The organism is Bradyrhizobium sp. NDS-1 (assembly GCF_032918005.1).
Taxonomy (GTDB): domain Bacteria; phylum Pseudomonadota; class Alphaproteobacteria; order Rhizobiales; family Xanthobacteraceae; genus Bradyrhizobium; species Bradyrhizobium tunisiense.
Genome location: NZ_CP136628.1, coordinates 2,606,865 through 2,622,397, shown reverse-complemented (window position 1 = coordinate 2,622,397; position 15,533 = coordinate 2,606,865). Strand labels below are relative to the sequence as shown.

General features: G+C 63.3%; 20 protein-coding genes. 10 read left to right on the top strand and 10 right to left on the bottom strand.

Going from position 1 to position 15,533, the window contains the following annotated elements; all coding sequences use genetic code 11:
• Positions 1-10: 10 nt before the first annotated feature.
• Positions 11-379 carry a nuclear transport factor 2 family protein gene (locus RX330_RS12210; RefSeq protein WP_317243173.1) on the top strand — a complete coding sequence of 123 codons (369 nt, stop codon included), beginning with the start codon at positions 11-13 and terminating at the stop codon, positions 377-379.
• 3 nt (positions 380-382) lie between these two features.
• Here the strand turns inward: RX330_RS12210 and RX330_RS12205 are convergent, their stop codons facing one another.
• Positions 383-520, bottom strand: coding sequence for a hypothetical protein (locus RX330_RS12205; RefSeq protein ID WP_212090636.1), 138 nt, complete (start codon positions 518-520; stop codon positions 383-385).
• Between the two features lie 5 nt (positions 521-525).
• Positions 526-732 carry a hypothetical protein gene (locus RX330_RS12200; protein WP_249153510.1) on the bottom strand — a complete coding sequence of 69 codons (207 nt, stop codon included), beginning with the start codon at positions 730-732 and terminating at the stop codon, positions 526-528.
• Between the two features lie 239 nt (positions 733-971).
• On the opposite strand from RX330_RS12200, the gene RX330_RS12195 reads away from it, so the two are divergent.
• The gene (locus RX330_RS12195) at positions 972-1,382 is read left to right on the top strand and encodes a hypothetical protein (protein ID WP_317243172.1); all 411 of its coding nucleotides are present in this window, start codon (positions 972-974) and stop codon (positions 1,380-1,382) included.
• Positions 1,383-1,456: 74 nt separating this feature from the next.
• Here the strand turns inward: RX330_RS12195 and RX330_RS12190 are convergent, their stop codons facing one another.
• Both RX330_RS12190 and rocF read right to left on the bottom strand, forming a co-directional pair.
• Entirely contained in the window at positions 1,457-1,795 is a 339-nt protein-coding gene (locus RX330_RS12190; RefSeq protein ID WP_317243171.1) for a hypothetical protein, read from the bottom strand.
• A gap of 309 nt (positions 1,796-2,104) precedes the next feature.
• Positions 2,105-3,082, bottom strand: coding sequence for an arginase (rocF, locus tag RX330_RS12185; RefSeq protein WP_212090619.1), 978 nt, complete (start codon positions 3,080-3,082; stop codon positions 2,105-2,107).
• A gap of 257 nt (positions 3,083-3,339) precedes the next feature.
• Here rocF and RX330_RS12180 point away from each other — a divergent pair, with 257 nt between their 5' ends.
• The gene (locus tag RX330_RS12180) at positions 3,340-3,600 is read left to right on the top strand and encodes a hypothetical protein (protein ID WP_212090616.1); all 261 of its coding nucleotides are present in this window, start codon (positions 3,340-3,342) and stop codon (positions 3,598-3,600) included.
• Positions 3,601-3,615: 15 nt separating this feature from the next.
• Here the strand turns inward: RX330_RS12180 and RX330_RS12175 are convergent, their stop codons facing one another.
• Together RX330_RS12175 and RX330_RS12170 are read right to left on the bottom strand one after the other, a co-directional pair.
• On the bottom strand, positions 3,616-6,357 hold the full coding sequence (locus RX330_RS12175; protein ID WP_317243170.1) for an EAL domain-containing protein: 2,742 nt from the start codon (positions 6,355-6,357) through the stop codon (positions 3,616-3,618).
• A 62-nt stretch (positions 6,358-6,419) separates the two neighbouring features.
• A complete protein-coding gene (locus tag RX330_RS12170) occupies positions 6,420-7,619 on the bottom strand; it encodes a FecR family protein (RefSeq protein ID WP_317243169.1) in 1,200 nt (399 codons plus the stop codon).
• A 130-nt stretch (positions 7,620-7,749) separates the two neighbouring features.
• Between RX330_RS12170 and RX330_RS12165 the strand changes: the two genes are divergently transcribed.
• The 4 genes from RX330_RS12165 (at position 7,750) to RX330_RS12150 (ending at position 11,122) form a co-directional block, all read left to right on the top strand.
• Positions 7,750-9,546: a ShlB/FhaC/HecB family hemolysin secretion/activation protein gene (locus tag RX330_RS12165; RefSeq protein ID WP_317243168.1), complete on the top strand. Its 1,797-nt coding sequence runs from the start codon at positions 7,750-7,752 to the stop codon at positions 9,544-9,546.
• A 160-nt stretch (positions 9,547-9,706) separates the two neighbouring features.
• Positions 9,707-10,537 (top strand): alpha/beta hydrolase, encoded by an 831-nt coding sequence (locus RX330_RS12160; RefSeq protein WP_212090597.1) that lies wholly within the window; start codon positions 9,707-9,709, stop codon positions 10,535-10,537.
• A 77-nt stretch (positions 10,538-10,614) separates the two neighbouring features.
• Positions 10,615-10,770 (top strand): hypothetical protein, encoded by a 156-nt coding sequence (locus RX330_RS12155; RefSeq protein ID WP_317243167.1) that lies wholly within the window; start codon positions 10,615-10,617, stop codon positions 10,768-10,770.
• A 34-nt stretch (positions 10,771-10,804) separates the two neighbouring features.
• Positions 10,805-11,122 (top strand): c-type cytochrome, encoded by a 318-nt coding sequence (locus tag RX330_RS12150; protein ID WP_212090595.1) that lies wholly within the window; start codon positions 10,805-10,807, stop codon positions 11,120-11,122.
• A gap of 237 nt (positions 11,123-11,359) precedes the next feature.
• Here RX330_RS12150 and RX330_RS12145 read toward each other — a convergent pair whose 3' ends face one another.
• Entirely contained in the window at positions 11,360-11,701 is a 342-nt protein-coding gene (locus RX330_RS12145; RefSeq protein ID WP_094972645.1) for a phasin, read from the bottom strand.
• A gap of 149 nt (positions 11,702-11,850) precedes the next feature.
• The gene (locus tag RX330_RS12140; protein WP_007601490.1) at positions 11,851-12,036 is read right to left on the bottom strand and encodes a hypothetical protein; all 186 of its coding nucleotides are present in this window, start codon (positions 12,034-12,036) and stop codon (positions 11,851-11,853) included.
• 641 nt (positions 12,037-12,677) lie between these two features.
• Between RX330_RS12140 and RX330_RS12135 the strand changes: the two genes are divergently transcribed.
• The gene (locus RX330_RS12135; RefSeq protein WP_317243166.1) at positions 12,678-13,034 is read left to right on the top strand and encodes a hypothetical protein; all 357 of its coding nucleotides are present in this window, start codon (positions 12,678-12,680) and stop codon (positions 13,032-13,034) included.
• A 149-nt stretch (positions 13,035-13,183) separates the two neighbouring features.
• Here RX330_RS12135 and RX330_RS12130 read toward each other — a convergent pair whose 3' ends face one another.
• Together RX330_RS12130 and RX330_RS12125 are read right to left on the bottom strand one after the other, a co-directional pair.
• Positions 13,184-13,759 (bottom strand): hypothetical protein, encoded by a 576-nt coding sequence (locus tag RX330_RS12130; RefSeq protein ID WP_212090591.1) that lies wholly within the window; start codon positions 13,757-13,759, stop codon positions 13,184-13,186.
• Positions 13,760-13,804: 45 nt separating this feature from the next.
• Positions 13,805-14,335: a GcrA family cell cycle regulator gene (locus RX330_RS12125; protein ID WP_212090590.1), complete on the bottom strand. Its 531-nt coding sequence runs from the start codon at positions 14,333-14,335 to the stop codon at positions 13,805-13,807.
• A gap of 165 nt (positions 14,336-14,500) precedes the next feature.
• On the opposite strand from RX330_RS12125, the gene RX330_RS12120 reads away from it, so the two are divergent.
• Both RX330_RS12120 and RX330_RS12115 read left to right on the top strand, forming a co-directional pair.
• On the top strand, positions 14,501-15,109 hold the full coding sequence (locus RX330_RS12120) for a helix-turn-helix transcriptional regulator (RefSeq protein WP_041748162.1): 609 nt from the start codon (positions 14,501-14,503) through the stop codon (positions 15,107-15,109).
• 112 nt (positions 15,110-15,221) lie between these two features.
• Positions 15,222-15,497 (top strand): hypothetical protein, encoded by a 276-nt coding sequence (locus RX330_RS12115; protein ID WP_212090588.1) that lies wholly within the window; start codon positions 15,222-15,224, stop codon positions 15,495-15,497.
• Positions 15,498-15,533 lie beyond the last annotated feature (36 nt).

Below are 15,533 nucleotides of genomic sequence, written 5' to 3'. Positions count from 1 at the left end.
TATGAGAACCATGTCATTTGACCCGATGGCCGTTGCGGTCGATTGGCTTGATGCCTATCGCGCCGGCGATATCGAAGCCCTTTTGGAACTTCATGCCGACGATGCCGTGGTGCACTGCGGCTGCAGCGGCATCCAGACCATCACCGGCCGCGAGGCACTTCGTGCCTATTGGATCGATCGCCTCCTCAAATATCCCGCAGGCACGTTGGACGATCTCAATCCTTCGGACGATAGAACCGTGATCTCTTACGCCACCAGCACGGGTGTCATGAGCGCCGTCTTGGCATTTGACGGCGCCGGGAGGATCAAGGTGATGGACTGCCGTCCCTTGCATGAGGCTCGCGGAACGTCACTGCTGCAAGTGGCGCCCCAAGCCTAGGCTTCAAAGCGCGTCCTCAACTAACTCCCGAACAATGCGCAGGGCGATCACGATGATCGCCGCGATGAGAAACGACACCGCGAGCAGGGTCCAACTCGGCCTTGTGCTCCCGCGGGCCACGCGCGCCACGAGCATTTTCATGTTCGTCAACATTCGTCGCTGGGAAGCCGGTGCAGGTAGGCTATCCCGAAGCCGGCGAGTTCTTCGGCGTCGCTCTCGCGCTCTTCCCATCTCCTGAACAAATAGCGTTCCAGCAGGCATCGCCGACTGTCGCATGCGTCGACATCGGGATGCCGCGCCCGGTACACCGTCCAGGCGGTCTCAGTGGCATTCTTCCACACGGAATCGTCCAAGATGCTTGCTCTCCAGAGCTCCATTTCCATTGCTGCCAACTCGAGCCATTCCTGAAAGTTTCTAGCTTTTCCCGATTTTCAGTAATCTTGAAGTTGGCTCGCGCTGGCTCGGAAGGTTGGGTGCTGCCATGAAACTGCTTCGGAAGTGGCTTCGGCAGGATGGTCCGGAGATAGCAACTATTGCCTACTTTTCCCGTTATAGCCGGGGCAGCAGCAGATGTGATGTAAGAGGTATCGCGATGAAGAAGATTGCAATGTCTGCGCTGATGGCCGGCGCTCTTGGTCTGAGTTCGGTCGCGGCGACATCTCCAGCCGAAGCTCACTGGCGAGGCTGGGGACCGGGCATCGCCGGCGGCCTTGTCGCAGGTGCCGTGATCGGTGGTCTTGCCTCCTCGGCTTATGGCTGGGGTCCTGGCTACGGTTATTACGGTTACGGTCCTGGCTACTACGGCGCCGGCTACTATGGCGGCCCCTATGCCTATGACTACGGTGCGCCGTATCGTTGGGGTGGCGGATACGCTACGACGACCTATTACACGCAGCCCGTTTCCTACGGCTACCGCTATCGCCGGGTCGTACGTCCCGCCTACGCCTATTACCGCGGGCCCTATCCCGTCGTGCGGCACCGCTGGCATCATCACCACTGGTAAGCGTGTCGCGCGTTATCACGAATGCGGCCGCGCTCCGAAGGGCGCGGCCATTTTCGATGAGGCGCTGCGTTTCGCTAGGTTCGAGGGGGTGGCTGCGACGGCGCGGCAGGTTGTTGAGAAGGCGCGGCGGACGGCTTGGGCGGCTCCGTCGGCGCAACGGAATCTCCGCCGCCGTGCGGCACGCAGGTGCCAACGTTGCTCAGCAACCTCTTCGCCTCGAGATCGCGGGCCTTCTTGTAGTCGCTGCGCCGGTCAATTCTCGCTGCGGCCAAACGGTCCCAGGCATCGAACGCATCCAGGTAATGCTGTCGCATCTGCGCCTCGGCCGAAAGGCAATCGGCGAACCTGTCGAATACGAGATTGCTATTAACCGGCGCGACGCCACCCACCAGGACCACAAGCATCCATTTCATGGTGTCCGCCTCTATTGGCGACTGCCGGAAAGATAACGCGTCGGCAAGGTCCGGCCGCGCCGCCGTCCGGTCTGGGGAAAAAGAGGCCCCAGCTCGCGGGGTTATGGGGACATCGGAGCTGGGGCCATCGGGGTCACCCTTGGGGAAGGGCACCGGGAAAACTTGGCAATTGCGCAAATGTTCCCTTCCTGTTGGAAGCGGCGACATCGAGAGAGACGCCGCCCTTGAACAGGCTGCGGCAATCCGTTCAACCCAAACCCATCCCCTGCTTCAGGAGATCGAAGCTCACCGGCTTTGTCAGCCGCCGCTTCACTCGCCCGGAGCGATCGCGTTGCTCGGCGTCGGGCGGTCGGTGATCTGCTGGCCGAACAGGCTGCCGATCAGCTCGACTGCAGTCCGCGCCGTCCGGCCGCGTTCGTCCAGGAAGGGATTGAGCTCGACGATATCGACCGATCCGACCGTCCCTGAATCGTGCAACAGCTCCATGATCAGGTGTGCCTCGCGATAAGTCGCGCCACCCGGCACCGTGGTGCCGACGCCCGGCGCCGCGGACGGGTCGAGGAAATCGACGTCGAAGCTGACGTGCAGGACGCCGTTGCGGGCCTTGACGCGCTCGATGACCCGCCGGATCAAAACGGCGACGCCGAACTCGTCGATCTGGCGCATGTCGACCACCCTGATCTGGCGCGCCCGCATCAGCTCCTTCTCCAGCTTGTCGATCGAACGCGCGCCGAACAGATCGAGCCTGTCAGGGCTGATCGAAGCGCGCGGATCGTCGCCAAGCAGGCCGTCGAGGCCCGGCTCGCCGCACAAGAACGCTGCCGACATGCCGTGCATGTTGGCGGTAATCGTCGTCTGCGGCGTGTTGTAGTCGGCATGGGCATCGAGCCAGAGCACGAACAACTCGCGTCCACGTTCCTGCCAATGGCGCGCCATGGCATTGACCGAACCCATCGACAGCGTGTGATCGCCGCCGAGGAAGATCGGCAACGCGCCCGTCTTCGCGATCTCATGGCCGCGTTGGCTCAGAAGGCGCGTCCAGCGCTGGATCTCGCGGTAGTGATTGGCTCTTTCCGGCGGCCTGTCGGCGAGGTCCCGGACATCGCTTACGGAAAGATCGCCGTAGTCGGCGACCTCGAAATCCAGGCTTTCGAGCAGGGTCGCAAGGCCCGCGGTCCGCAGCGCCGCAGGACCCATCAAGGTGCCGCGCTGCGACGCGCCCATGTCGATGGGGGCGCCGAGCAAGGCGATGCGCCGGGCGCGATCCGTCACGGTCCGATCGGTCACGGCTGCCTCCTCACGTCACAAGGTTGAGCAAGCCTAACAGAGATTCGCACCCGTCGTTTCCCGGGTACCTCTTCGATCGCCGAATCATCTCGGAACAAAATCCCGTGCGCTGAATTGCTCATCCAAGGCCGGCACCCGCCGTCAACCACGGCGCCTCGCGCGGATAGCCAAAGGTCATCCGACCCGCTGTTCAAAACGAGCGCTCGCGCGGATAGCCAAAGGTGTCGGCCTCCATCATCAGGCTTGGAGTCGCGCGCTTGAGCACCGAGATACCGCAGTCCACTTCGCAACCCGGCGCGGCCGAGCGTGCCATCGATACGGCAGCCGATGTCTCCCGCACGATCGGTGAAGTCGCCGGCGGCCTGCACGCAGCAGTCGGCCGTCTGACGTCTACGATCGAGGAATCGCGCAAGCCCGGCGGAGCCCTCGCGACGGTCTCGGCGATCACGCGCGAAGCGCCGCTCGCCAGTCTGTTCGTCGCGTTCCTCTTCGGGATGGCAATCGCGCGGCGGAGATAGACCGCCGCCACTTGCTCAGGCGGCGCTGACAGCTTCGAGTTCGGCCGCCAGAAACTGCTTTTCGAATGCCTCGGCGGGCATCGGACGGCCGAAGAAATATCCCTGCGCTTCCTCGCATCCCATGCTGACCAGGAAGTCGGCGGTTGCGCGGTTCTCGATGCCTTCAGCCACGACCGTGAGGCCGAGTTGCTTGCTGAGCCCGATTGTCGAGCCGACGATCGCGGCATCGTCGGAATTCGCGAGCAGGCCGAACACGAACGACCTGTCGATCTTGAGCCCGTCGAGCGGAAATTTCTTCAGATAGCTCAGGCTCGCATAGCCCGTGCCGAAATCGTCGAACAGGATGCGGACACCCAGTTGCTGGATCCGCTTGAACATGTCGAGCACGCGGCTTTCGTCATGGAGCAGGATGTCTTCGGTGACCTCGATCTCTAGCAGCGAGGGCGCGAGCCCCGTCGATTCGAGCAGTGCCGCAACAGAATGTGCGAGATCGCCGGAGTCAAGCTGCGAGGGCGAGAGGTTGATCGCGACGCGCACGCCGTTGCCGGACAACTCCCAGGCACGCGCCTGACGGCAGGCGGTCTCCATCACCCAGTTCGCGATCCGCTCTGACAGTGCCGAGCTGTTGACCACCGGCATGAACTCCGCAGGCGAGACGTAGCCGCGCACGGGATGTCGCCAGCGGATGAGCGCTTCGGCCCCGACGAGGCTGCCGTCGAGCAGACGAACCTGGGGCTGGTAGAATAGTTCGAACTCACCGCGATCTGCGGCAAGCGCCAACTCGCTCTCCAGCGTCAGCCGGTTCTCCAGCTCCTGCCTGATCGCAGCCTCGAACAGCACATGGCTGCCCCGCCGCGTCGCCTTGGCACGGCTCAGCGCGAGATGGCCGTTGCTCAGGAGTTCGTCAGCGTTGTGTCCGCCTTCAGGATAGACGGCAACTCCGATGCTGATCCTGACGCGGTGCTGCCGCGCGCCCGTCGCAAGCGGCGCTTCGAACGCGTACGCGATCCGCTCGGCGATTGCCGCGATCGGCTCGCCCGCCTCTGCACCATCGAGCGCGATGGCGAATTCGTCGCCGCTGAGCCGGGCAACGACCGCCTTGCCATCGACTTCTGTCCGCAGACGCTGCGCGACCGCCCGCAGCACGAGGTCTCCGGCCGCATGCCCAAGCATGTCGTTGATTTGCTGGAAGCCGTCGAGCCCGATCACGAGCAACGCGACCTCGCGAGGCTGTCGCTCCGCATCCGCGATCATGCCGACCAGTCCGGCATGCAGCGCGTTGCGATTGGCAAGACCGGTCAGCACGTCGTGTTCGGCAAGATATTTGACGCGTTCGGCCTCGCGTTTGCGCACAGAGATGTCGCGCAGGATCGCGCCGTACTGAAAGCCATCCGTTCCCTGCCAGCCCGAGAAGCTCGCCTCGACGGAGAAGGTTTCGCCATTCTTGCGCCGGCCCTCGAACTCGACCACGACCGCCCCGCCCGGAACCAGAAGCGCCTGGCGCGCGGCGTCGTGCATGGACGGGCTTGCATTGCCGTCCCTCGCCACAGCGCACAGCGTTTCGAACGGGCGGCCGATCATCTCGGCCGGCGTGTAGCCGAAGATCGCGCTCGCGCCCGGATTCCAGACCGTGATCCGGTGCTCCTCGTCGGTGCAGACGAGGCCGTCGCCGAGCGACATCGCGATGCGGTGAAAGCGGCTCTCGGCGATGCGTCCCAGCAGACCGCGAAAATCGATCTCGTCCAGCGCAATCGCGGCCAGATAGGCGATGATCGCGATGTGGAATAGCGAGGTGTCGATGACGAGGGGCCATCTTGCCTGCACGAGGCCTGCAATCAATTCGACGGCCGCTCCGAGGGCGATGAGGACAGCGACGCGAATTCCGGGTGCGACGCGGCGCCACGAATACACCATCAGCAGGCAGATCAAACCCAGGCCCAGAATCATGCCGACATCGGACGTCCAGCGCAGCATCCGGCCCTGAAGGATCGATTCGGCGGCCAGCGCCTGGAGGACCGGCCCCGAGATGATCTTGCCGTTGGGAACGCTGAACCGGTCACCAAGCTCGAGCGCGGTGGCACCGACGATGATCTTCTTGTTCCTCAGCTTGGCGAGGGCAGCGGTATCGCCGCGCAGCACGTCGACATAGGATACGCTCGGAATGGAGGTTGCGCGAATGCCGAAATCGATCAGGAAGGGCGGCCGCCGATTGGCGTCCTGCCCGGCCAGCACGACGGCCATCGACGGCATCAAGGCATCGCCGAGCCTTTCTCCGAACGGATAGCGGCGAACGAGCCCGTCGGATTCGACTGCGACGTTCACAAGGGCCGGCCAGGACTGGTTGGCGAACGGCTTCAGTGGGCGATTGACGTGCGCCGGTCCACCGTTCGGCGACGGCTGCTTGAAGGACGGCAGGATCGTCGAGCCCCCGACCTCGCGTAGCGCATTGACGAAGGCCTGGTCGGAAGCCGGATCCGACGGCGTGCTGAAATCGACATCGAAGGCGATGTCCCCGGCTCCCGCAGCCTCGAGCCTGTGCAGCAGATCCGCGTGCAGCTGGCGCGGCCAGGGCCACACCCCGATCCGATCGATGGAGGGTGCATCGATGGCCACCACGACGACATTGCCGCTGGCCGCACGCGATTGCCAGCTGAACCGCAGATCGGTGAGCGCGTTGCGTAGCGCGCCATGCCATCCCGTGGACAGCACGATCGCGAGCGCGATCACGACGAGAATATGCGGCCGATAGCGTTTCACTTCGATCCTCCCGCGCGCTCTCTGCAATGGGAGCGCCCCCTTCATTTCCCGAGAAAACCGTCTCAGCGTCTGCCGTGGGCAACGCCATGGCCGTTGCTGCCATTGCCGCCGCCATTGCCGTTGCCGTTGTTGCCCCTGCCGTTGCCGGTGGCACCATTGTTGCCGTGGCCGTTATTGCCGTTGTTGCCACCGCCATTTGCGTTGTCGGCCCCGGGGCTGTCGCTCGATGCGCCGGCTGTTGCTGCAGCGATCGCCGCTCCTGCATGCGAGGCGCCATTGCCGGCCGTCGCACCTCCGCTGGTCGTGAGCGCGGTCTGGACAGAGCTGTTGGATCCGGTCGGATTGGTCTTGCCGTCGCTCCAGACCGTCGCCTGGCTTCCGGTGCTCGCATTCGCCCTGCGCACTTGACCGGGAGCATCGACGCCGTGGGCCAGCCCGCGCGTGGCCTTGTGGACGTTCAGCTTGACCTCGCCGAGCGAGCTCGAGATGCGCACGACGCCGGGCTTGGGGCTTCCGCCGCCCTTGAGGGTGTCAGCTCCGGCCGCCTTGCTGCCCTTATCGACCGGACCGAGCGCGTGGATTGCATGGCCGTTCCCGGCATTGCGCGGCGCCGTCAGGCCTGATTTCGGCACGGGAATGCGCTCGACCGTCGGAGCGCGCGGCTTGCCATGCTCGATGGGATTGAACGTGCCCGCACCGCTCAGGCTGAGGCCAGGCTTGCCGTGCTCGGAGACGGTGGCCGCCTGTCCCGGCATGACCTGGGCAATCTGTCCCGTCCTGAAGTCGGAGACCTCGACCTGGCCGCGGAGCACGCCGACCTTGGTACTGCCGGCCTCCACCGTGACACTGAACTTCGTTCCCTTGACGACGGCGGCGAGATAGGGCGTCTCGACCTCGAAATGCTTGACGTTGCGCTTCTCGACCTCGAGCAGGATCGAACCTGCCTGCTGGATGATCGTGGTCGAAAGGCCCTCCTTCTTCTCCGCCGGCAAGCCGACCACGGAGTTGGGAGCGATCAGTATCGTTTCCTCGCCGCGGACGAGCAGCACCCGGCCATTACGTCCGGTGCGGATGGTATTGCCGGGCTTGAGGGTCTCTTCCGGGTTCAGCGAAACCTGTTGCGCCCCGTCGGTCGCGATCCACACCTCGCCGGTCGACTTGCTGACCGACCAGACACCATCGTCCGCAGCGAACGCACCGGAAGCCATTCCCAGGATCAGTGCCGCCGCGAAGGCGCACCGCATTCCAATTCTGTCGAGCATGACAACCCTCAGTCCGCGTTACAGCCGGACCTGAGGCGTATCCGAAATCACTCAAGAGAGAATTAGCGGGAGACGGGCAGCGGAGCAGCCACCTTAACCAATCATTGACCATAAAAAACTATGAAAAATCATGCAGCTAATGAACTCTTACCGCCCCGCGGCAGTCTCTCCGTCAAACTACGGAGAACGACTCGCCGCGTGCGTCGAGAGGCGGCATCTCATTACCGCGCTGGCGCTATTGGCTCCCATTTTTGCGGGAGTTTCCCAAGCCTTCGCACAACAGGCGAACCAGCCGGGTTTCGATCCGCGCCAGCCCGAGAAATACTTTGAAAACCAAACCGAACGGGAAACGCTGAGCCGTCCGCCGGTCAGGCTGCCGTCGGTCGACCAGCCCAACACCGGTGGCAACACCAAGCCGCAATTCGTGCTGCGCTGCATCAATATCAGCGGTGCCCACGCCGTCTCCCCCGATCGCCTTGCCGCTGTCTATCAGCCGTATGTCGGCAAGAAAGTCTCGCAGGCGGATCTCGCCGGGATCGCAGGCGCGATCAGCGATCTCTACCGCGCCGACGGCTTCCATCTGAGCCGGGCCATCGTGCCGCCGCAGGACATTGCGGATGGCGGGGTCCGGATCCAGGTGATCGAGGGCGCCATCGTGCAGGTCGAGCTGAAAGGCGACGGCGCCGAGCAGTTCGGCGTCAGGCCGATGCTCGGACCGGTTCTGGCCGAGCAGCCGTCGCGCCTGCCGACGCTCGAACGCCAGCTCTTCCTCATCAATGGCAGGCCGGGCACCCGGATCACCGATACCGCGCTCGAGGAGATCGGCGGCGCATCCGGCCGCTTCAGACTCACAGTCCATTTGAAGACCTGGCACGTCTTCTCCTCGTTCGGTCTGGACAATCTCGGATCATCCCCGGTCGGGCCCTGGCAGACCTATGCCACCGGCGCGTTCAACTCCTATCTCGCGCCGGGAGACACGTTGGCGGTCAACCTGTCGACGATCGCCAACGATCCTCGCGAGCTCGGCTTTGCGCGGCTGTCTTATGACGTGCCCGTCGGCGTCGACGGCGTACGTCTCGGCGCTTCCGTCCTGTACAGCGCGGTCCGGCCGGGCGATGCCCGTCGCCTCGACAGCGACATCACGACGACCGAGGCCTTCGAGCTGCGCGCCGGCGTCGTTCCGCTGCAATCGCAATCGTCCACGCTCACGCTGACTGCGGCGGCGAGCTTCAGCAACGTGTCCGAGCACGACCTGTACGGCCCCTGGTACAATGACCACATCAGGACAGCGAGCCTGACCGCCGACTACAGGCTGCAGGATCACTTCGGCGGAACAAATTTCGCAACGCTGACCTACCGCCAGGGCCTCGACGTCTTCGGCGCTTCGCATTTCAACGACGATCTGGTGTCGCGCAACGGCGCCTCGTCGAACTTCTCGGTGCTGAACCTCTGGTTCACGCGCTACCAGACGCTCAACGATGCCTGGTCGCTCAAGCTCTCCGCGGCGAGCCAGACGGCGTCGCGGCCGCTGTTCACCTCGCAGCAGTTCTATCTCGGGGGTGCGGCCTTCGGCCGGGGCTACGGCGCAGCCGAGATCAGCGGCGACAACGGCCTTGCCGGCTCGCTCGAACTGCGCTTCGACCAGAAGCTCAATTTCCGCTACTGGACCGGCTATCAGCTCTACGCCTTCGGCGACGCCGGCGCCGTCTGGAACCACGGTTACCGCCTGAGCGAGGGTCTGTCGCTCACATCGGCCGGAGCCGGTGTGCGCTTCTTCCTGCCGGACGATCTACAGGCCGATCTCGGCGTGGCCGTGCCCTTGAGCTACCGGGCACCGGACAACACGCGCCGCAGTCCCCGCTTCCTGCTCACGTTGTCGAGCGCATTCCGGCTCTGCCCCGAACGCGGCAAATCCGGCTGTCTCTAGCCCTCCGCCGCCGTTCGCAACGTAGTCCCCCCGGGGCATGCGGCCCTTCTGCGGCCTTGCTCACAAACTTGCCTGAATTTAATCCCGTAACCTGCTCACGATCGCTCGATCCGGGAGTTCCCAATGACCATATTCAGCCGAACGTGATTGAGACGAAACCATGAAGAGGGTGTTTGCCATCCTGGCGTTTCTCTGCGTCCTCGGCGTCGGGGAGTATTTCCTCGTCAGCCGGTTCGCGATCCGCCATGAGGCCCTTGCGTTGTTCGATGCCTCGCGTCAGCGGCCGATCGCCGTCGAGGTGGCCGTGCGGCGCGACTACGAGACCAAGGCCAATCTCGGCCTCTGGAAGCTGCCCCTCGCCATCATCAGCAACGGCAACACCGTCAAGGCCACCGAATATTCATTCCTCGCCAACGGACTCGCCGCGCGGGGCTATCTGGTTGTCAGCATCCAGCAGGACCTGCCGAGCGATCCGCCGTTGATGACCCTCGTCGGGCAGCAATATGTCGGCCGGCGTGACGTCTATATCCGCTGTGAGGCCAATATTCTTTTCGTGTTGGGCGAATTGAAGAGGCGTCTGGAGAACGTCGACTACGACCACATCACCCTTGTTGGCCATTCCAACGGCGGCGATGTCTCGATGTATGTCGCCCACCAGCACCCGGAGCTGGTGTCGAAGGTGATCACTCTCGACAATCTGCGGGTACCTTTCGTGCTCAGCGACGGCATGAGGATCCTGTCGTTCAGGTCCAAAGACCCGCATTTCGTGACCGATCCCGGCGTGCTGCCGACGCCGGAAGAGGCCAAGGCGCGTGGTATCGACATCGTCCACACCGGCGCGCAGCACACGGAGATGAGCGATCGCGGCCCCAACGCGGTCAAGGAGAAGATCCAGGAAACGCTTGACCGCTTCCTGCGTGACAGCGCCAGCAGCGCGCTTGCGCCGGCTGACACGAAGAGCCCGATGATCATGAATCCGGGCGACTATTAGCCGGCGGGCGCTTTGCGGCAGATCAAGGCGGTTCCGGGGCGGCGGGGTAGAAGAGCCGCATGGCCTCGGAGAGACACGTGTCGCACTATATCGAAAGTCTTGATACCAAAGGCCTGCCCGCGGCGAGGATGCCGACACCCGTGCGGCATCTCTACCGTTCGGTCCGCAAGCTGCTGCGGTCGATCATCGCCCGCATTGATCTCTCGCAATTTCCAGGGTCGTGCTGCGGATGAGCTTTGCCGCCGACGAATGCATGAAGGTTACCCTATGCACCAGCATTTGAGACGAATCTGCGTGCTGCTCGCCGTAACCTCGAGCGTCGGCACGTCCTCGGCGCTCGCAGCCGATGCCAATCACGGTGCCGATCTCGCCAAGCGCTGGTGCGCGAGTTGCCATGTCGTCGCGAACGGCCAGGCTCAGGCGAGTGCCGACGTCCCCTCCTTTGTCGCCGTCGCGCGCAGGCAGGACTTCAATCCGGAGAGGCTCGCCTTCTTCTTGCTCGATCCGCACCCGAAGATGCCGAACTTCCCCCTGAGCCGGACCGAAGCCGGCGACATCGCCGCCTACATCGCATCGCTGCGCTAGGGCACGATCCGGACCCGAAGGACCGCGTTAGCGCAAGGCGTGAAGCGGCAGCCGCCGGGGACCACATCTGCCAGAAATGCAAATCCCTGCCGGAGGACCGACAGGGATCAGCAGAAGAGATGCCAGACGGCGAATGAGCTCATTCGGTGGCCCGGCATGGATCCGCACCAGCATCGAAGTGCGGATCGCCACGCCATGCAAGTTCAATTTATGGGCACGCTGTGCACAAGCCGAGCCTCAGGACTTGCCCTTGCCCGGTTGCATGAGACTGCCGGTCATCTGGCGCATGTGATCTCCGGCGCTGGTGAACTGGCTACGCAGGAAATCGGACTGGATTCGCATCGCTTCCTGGAGGTCGGTGGCATGAACGAGCTTGCGCGCATGCTCGAAGGCCGACTTCATGTTCTGCTCGGTGAAAACCAGCGCCTGTTTCGACACCTCCGTCCCTGCGCCAGGAACGGACGACATTGATTTGGTGGCGGCTTCGAAAAACATCCCGAATGCTTTCTCCGCCTGGTCAATCGTCTTCTCGGCCAGGTCGCGCAGTTCGGCCGGAACTTCGAGCTTCGGTTCGATCATGGTCGCACTCCTCCCGTTTTCCCAACTGAATACCACACTTGCCGGATCGCCTTCCAGCGCCAGCCTCGGTGGAAATGTCGCCGGAGACCGGCTCCGGCAGGAAAACGAAGCAGGAAACGAAGGGCCCAAGGCCGGCGCGCGTCCCGGGCTCAGGACAAGGGGTGCTCGGGAAGAGCTTCTTCGGTGGCGAGGTCTTCGACCAGCTTGATGACCTCGAAACGCTGTCGAGGCGCGAGCTTCAGGAACGCACGGAGCAGCCGCAGACTTTCGACCGTACCGCTTGCAGGAGCGCCGAGCTTGAGGTGCAGTTCAGCCGCGAAATTGAGGTTCTTCATCTCGCACCTATGACAAGCATCGGCCTTTGTGATCCATTCGAGAACCGGACGCCACGACCAGACGCCACAACAGCCCTATCGCGACGAACTCTCGACCGGATGGCCCCGACCGGTTGGCACGCTGAACGAACTATCCAAGCCACGAGCTCAACCAGAGGGTTGCAATTATGTCAACAAACAACCCTTCCGACAAGTCCATCAATGGCTGTAGCGATGCTTCGTCTGCATCGCACCATGGCAATTCCGGATAACAGGAATATCGACCGCCGTCACCCACCTGCGTCAAGAAGCGGCATCAATCACGCACACAGCCGCGGTCGCTGTCAATCGGCGCAACGTTTCGGCTCGTTTCCGACATGAATGGACGTTGGCTGCGAATTCGGCGCCTTCCAGCGCATACACGCAATTGTTGAGTCCAACCCTAGCGGTTGTACCGACGGCGAAATGAAGATGGATCTCACAGCCGATCTCCTGATCCCGGCTGGGTTGTCGCATCGGGATTCACTGGTCCGGAAATGCTCTCGGCCATGAACCGTTGTCCACGAACGAACGACCAAGCCGTTGCGACACGGCCACGCAGACGACGGCGCCATGGCTGAAGACTCTTCGATTCGGGCGCCTCAGCACCAAAGGACGACGGCATGATTTCTCGCTGCGATCTCATCAAGGGCGCCGCGGCCGCGCTTTTCACCCTCTCGATGCAAGGCGCATGGGCGCAGGAGACCAAGATGAACCTGTTCAAGATCATCACCGTCAAGGACGAAATCGTGGTCGGATTGTCGGCGGAGGAGCTTCAGGCGCTCGGAGGCAACGATGCGAGCGCGGTTGCGCATGCGCTGGCGCAGAAAGGCGATCTCACGGTCTGGCGATACAACGTGCATCGCGGCCCGAACGGTGAATTGCAACAGGCGCCGACCGCCAAGATCGGACTTTTGGCCAACACCTCACTCCGTGTCGAGCCCTATACGACGCCTTACCAGATCGTACCGCATCCCTAGAGCATGATCCGGCCCCGGAGGGCCGCGTTAGCGCAAAGTGCGCAGCGGTTTTCCGAGAAGATCACGACAACGTAAAGCGCGACGGCGATTCATCGCGTTTTGGGCAACGGACCGGCACGCCAGCAGCCGAGCCTGCCGGCGTGCCGTCTTCATCTTCGCCGCTGTGCCCGTTGCGTCGCTGTTTCCGTCGCAAAGCCGTAGATCAGCGCCAACCGGTCCAGGCATTCGCGAAAACGCCGTGCAAAATAGTCGTTCCAGCGCTGTGTCCGGACGGCGCGACGCTGCCCGATCTGATCCATGGTCAGGCCCAGCACGAGCACGTCGTGCACCAGTGCGGCGCCGTCGGTGCCGAGTTCGCGTTCGACCCGGTTCAGCCGCAACACCGCCTGGCGCTGGCTCTCGGTGACGGGCTCGCGCATGCGCGCACCGTCGACATATTCCGTCGTCGGGTCCATCGCCTGAGGACCCCGCTCCGCCCTCTCCCAATCGCTCTGGAAGGCGCGCCCCCCAAGGTATTGCGCCTCGTCGACCTGGTGGTGTGCGTGCAGCCGGCCGAGGGGATCGCCACGGATCGACCGGATGGCCAGGATCTTCTCACCGGAATCGAGAGCCAGCGGATTGTCGACCTCGACCTCCGCCACTTCGGCATTGAACGGCACCTCGCGGGAGCGCCGATCGTAGATCTGCGCCAATTTGTAGGATTTGTTGCGTCGGACACGAGCCACTCGGATACTCCTTGCGAAATTGACGATGGAACGGGGACCACGAACTCAGGCCGCAGACACCAGCCTCAGCACGACGGGACCGGGGATTCGGGCGGACGCAGCACCGGAGCGGCGGGTCAGGCGCGCATGCGGCGCGCAATAGCTGGAGCCCGGCTGGCAGGGATGACCACAGAAGGCGATCTCCTCCCCGTCCTTGTCGCCCCCATAGGGATAGCGGCAGTCGGCCGGCCCGAGTTCGACCAGTTGGACCAGGCGGGGCTGAACGCCGACGCAGCGCAACTTCACCGGCACCGCAGGCTTCATTGCGGACTTCGGCGGCACATTCAGGTTCGGTAACACCGCGCGGCGCGGCGAAACCGGTGCCTCACCCGGCAGATGCGGGGCGATCGACGGGCTCGCTATCCATTCCGGTATCACGAGCCGGAGCCGCTTGGCGCGGCCGATCACCGCATTGCGCGTGTAAGCCGTTCCAAACCTTGCGTTAATCTGTCGTCCGATCTCCGCGTAAGACATGCCCTTGAAAAAATAGTCGCGAAGCGCGTCGGAGTGCTCCGACGGCCAATGGCCCGGTTCCATATTGCTGTCCTGTGATCGGCCTCAACTGATCGAACGACCGGAGGCGAAACACACATTCCGGTATTCCGAAGATCAAGTCAAGCGATAATTCTGATATTCATAATTGCAACAATTCCGAATTTCGGATTACAAGAGCCGGACCGGTGCGCAATCGAGGGAATCACCATGTTGGACGTTGCAATGATCGAGCGGGGCCTGGAGAAAACGGGCAAGAGCAAGGGCGGCCTGGCGGCGGCCATGGGCGTGCGGCCCGGCGCAGTCTCGGAGATCCTCGGCGGCGAACGCCTGGTGAAGGCCTCGGAAATCATTCCGATCATGGAATATCTCGAGCTCAATCTCGCGCCGATCATGGGCCGCGTCGGCGCCGGCGCCGTGATCGAGCCGGATTACGAGCAGGTTCCGCCGGAGGGGCTCGGCGACATCGCGCTGCCCTTCCCGATCATGGAAGAAACCGTCGCATTCGAGATCGTGGGGGACTCGATGCTGCCCAAATACGAGAGCGGCGACGTGATCGTGGTCTATAAGGACCAGCGCCATCCGCTGTCGAGCTTCTACGGCGAAGAGGCCGTGGTCCGGCTCAAGACCGGCGAACGCTATTTGAAGACGATCGAGCGTGGGAAAAGCCCGTCCGTCGTCAATCTCACCAGCTTCAATGCCAAGCCGATCGTCGGCGTGAAGCTGGAATGGGTCGGGGAGATCTGCCTGTCGATGCCCAAAGGGCAGCTCGAGCGGCTGCGCGCGAAGTCGGCGCGCCCCCGCAAGAAGGGGAAGTGAAGAGCTTCGGTCAGCCGATTTCGCTTTTATAGAAATTCTTCTTGACTTGATTCCGTTTTTCAGAAATACTCTGCCGTGCTCCCGCAACGGGGCGCGGCAGGGTCGTTTTTCCATGCAGTATTTCGTCGTGATGATCGACTATGGACGGAGGGGCCGCGAGGCGATCGTCGACCCTGAGATCACGAGGCGAGAAGTCATCTCCCGCATCGCCTCGGGTGAATACCGGAACGTCTCGTTCATCCACGAGATTGCCGGGAATTCGGTCGAGGACGTCACCGAGGCCATCCTGACCGAGGCCGCCCTGCCCCAGATCCCGCCGGAGGATGTCGATCTCCAGACCTTCCGCTTCGACCACATCCGCGATCTGCGCAAGCACGAACGGACGTGACGCAGGCCGGATAGCCTGCGCCACCATCCGGCCGGA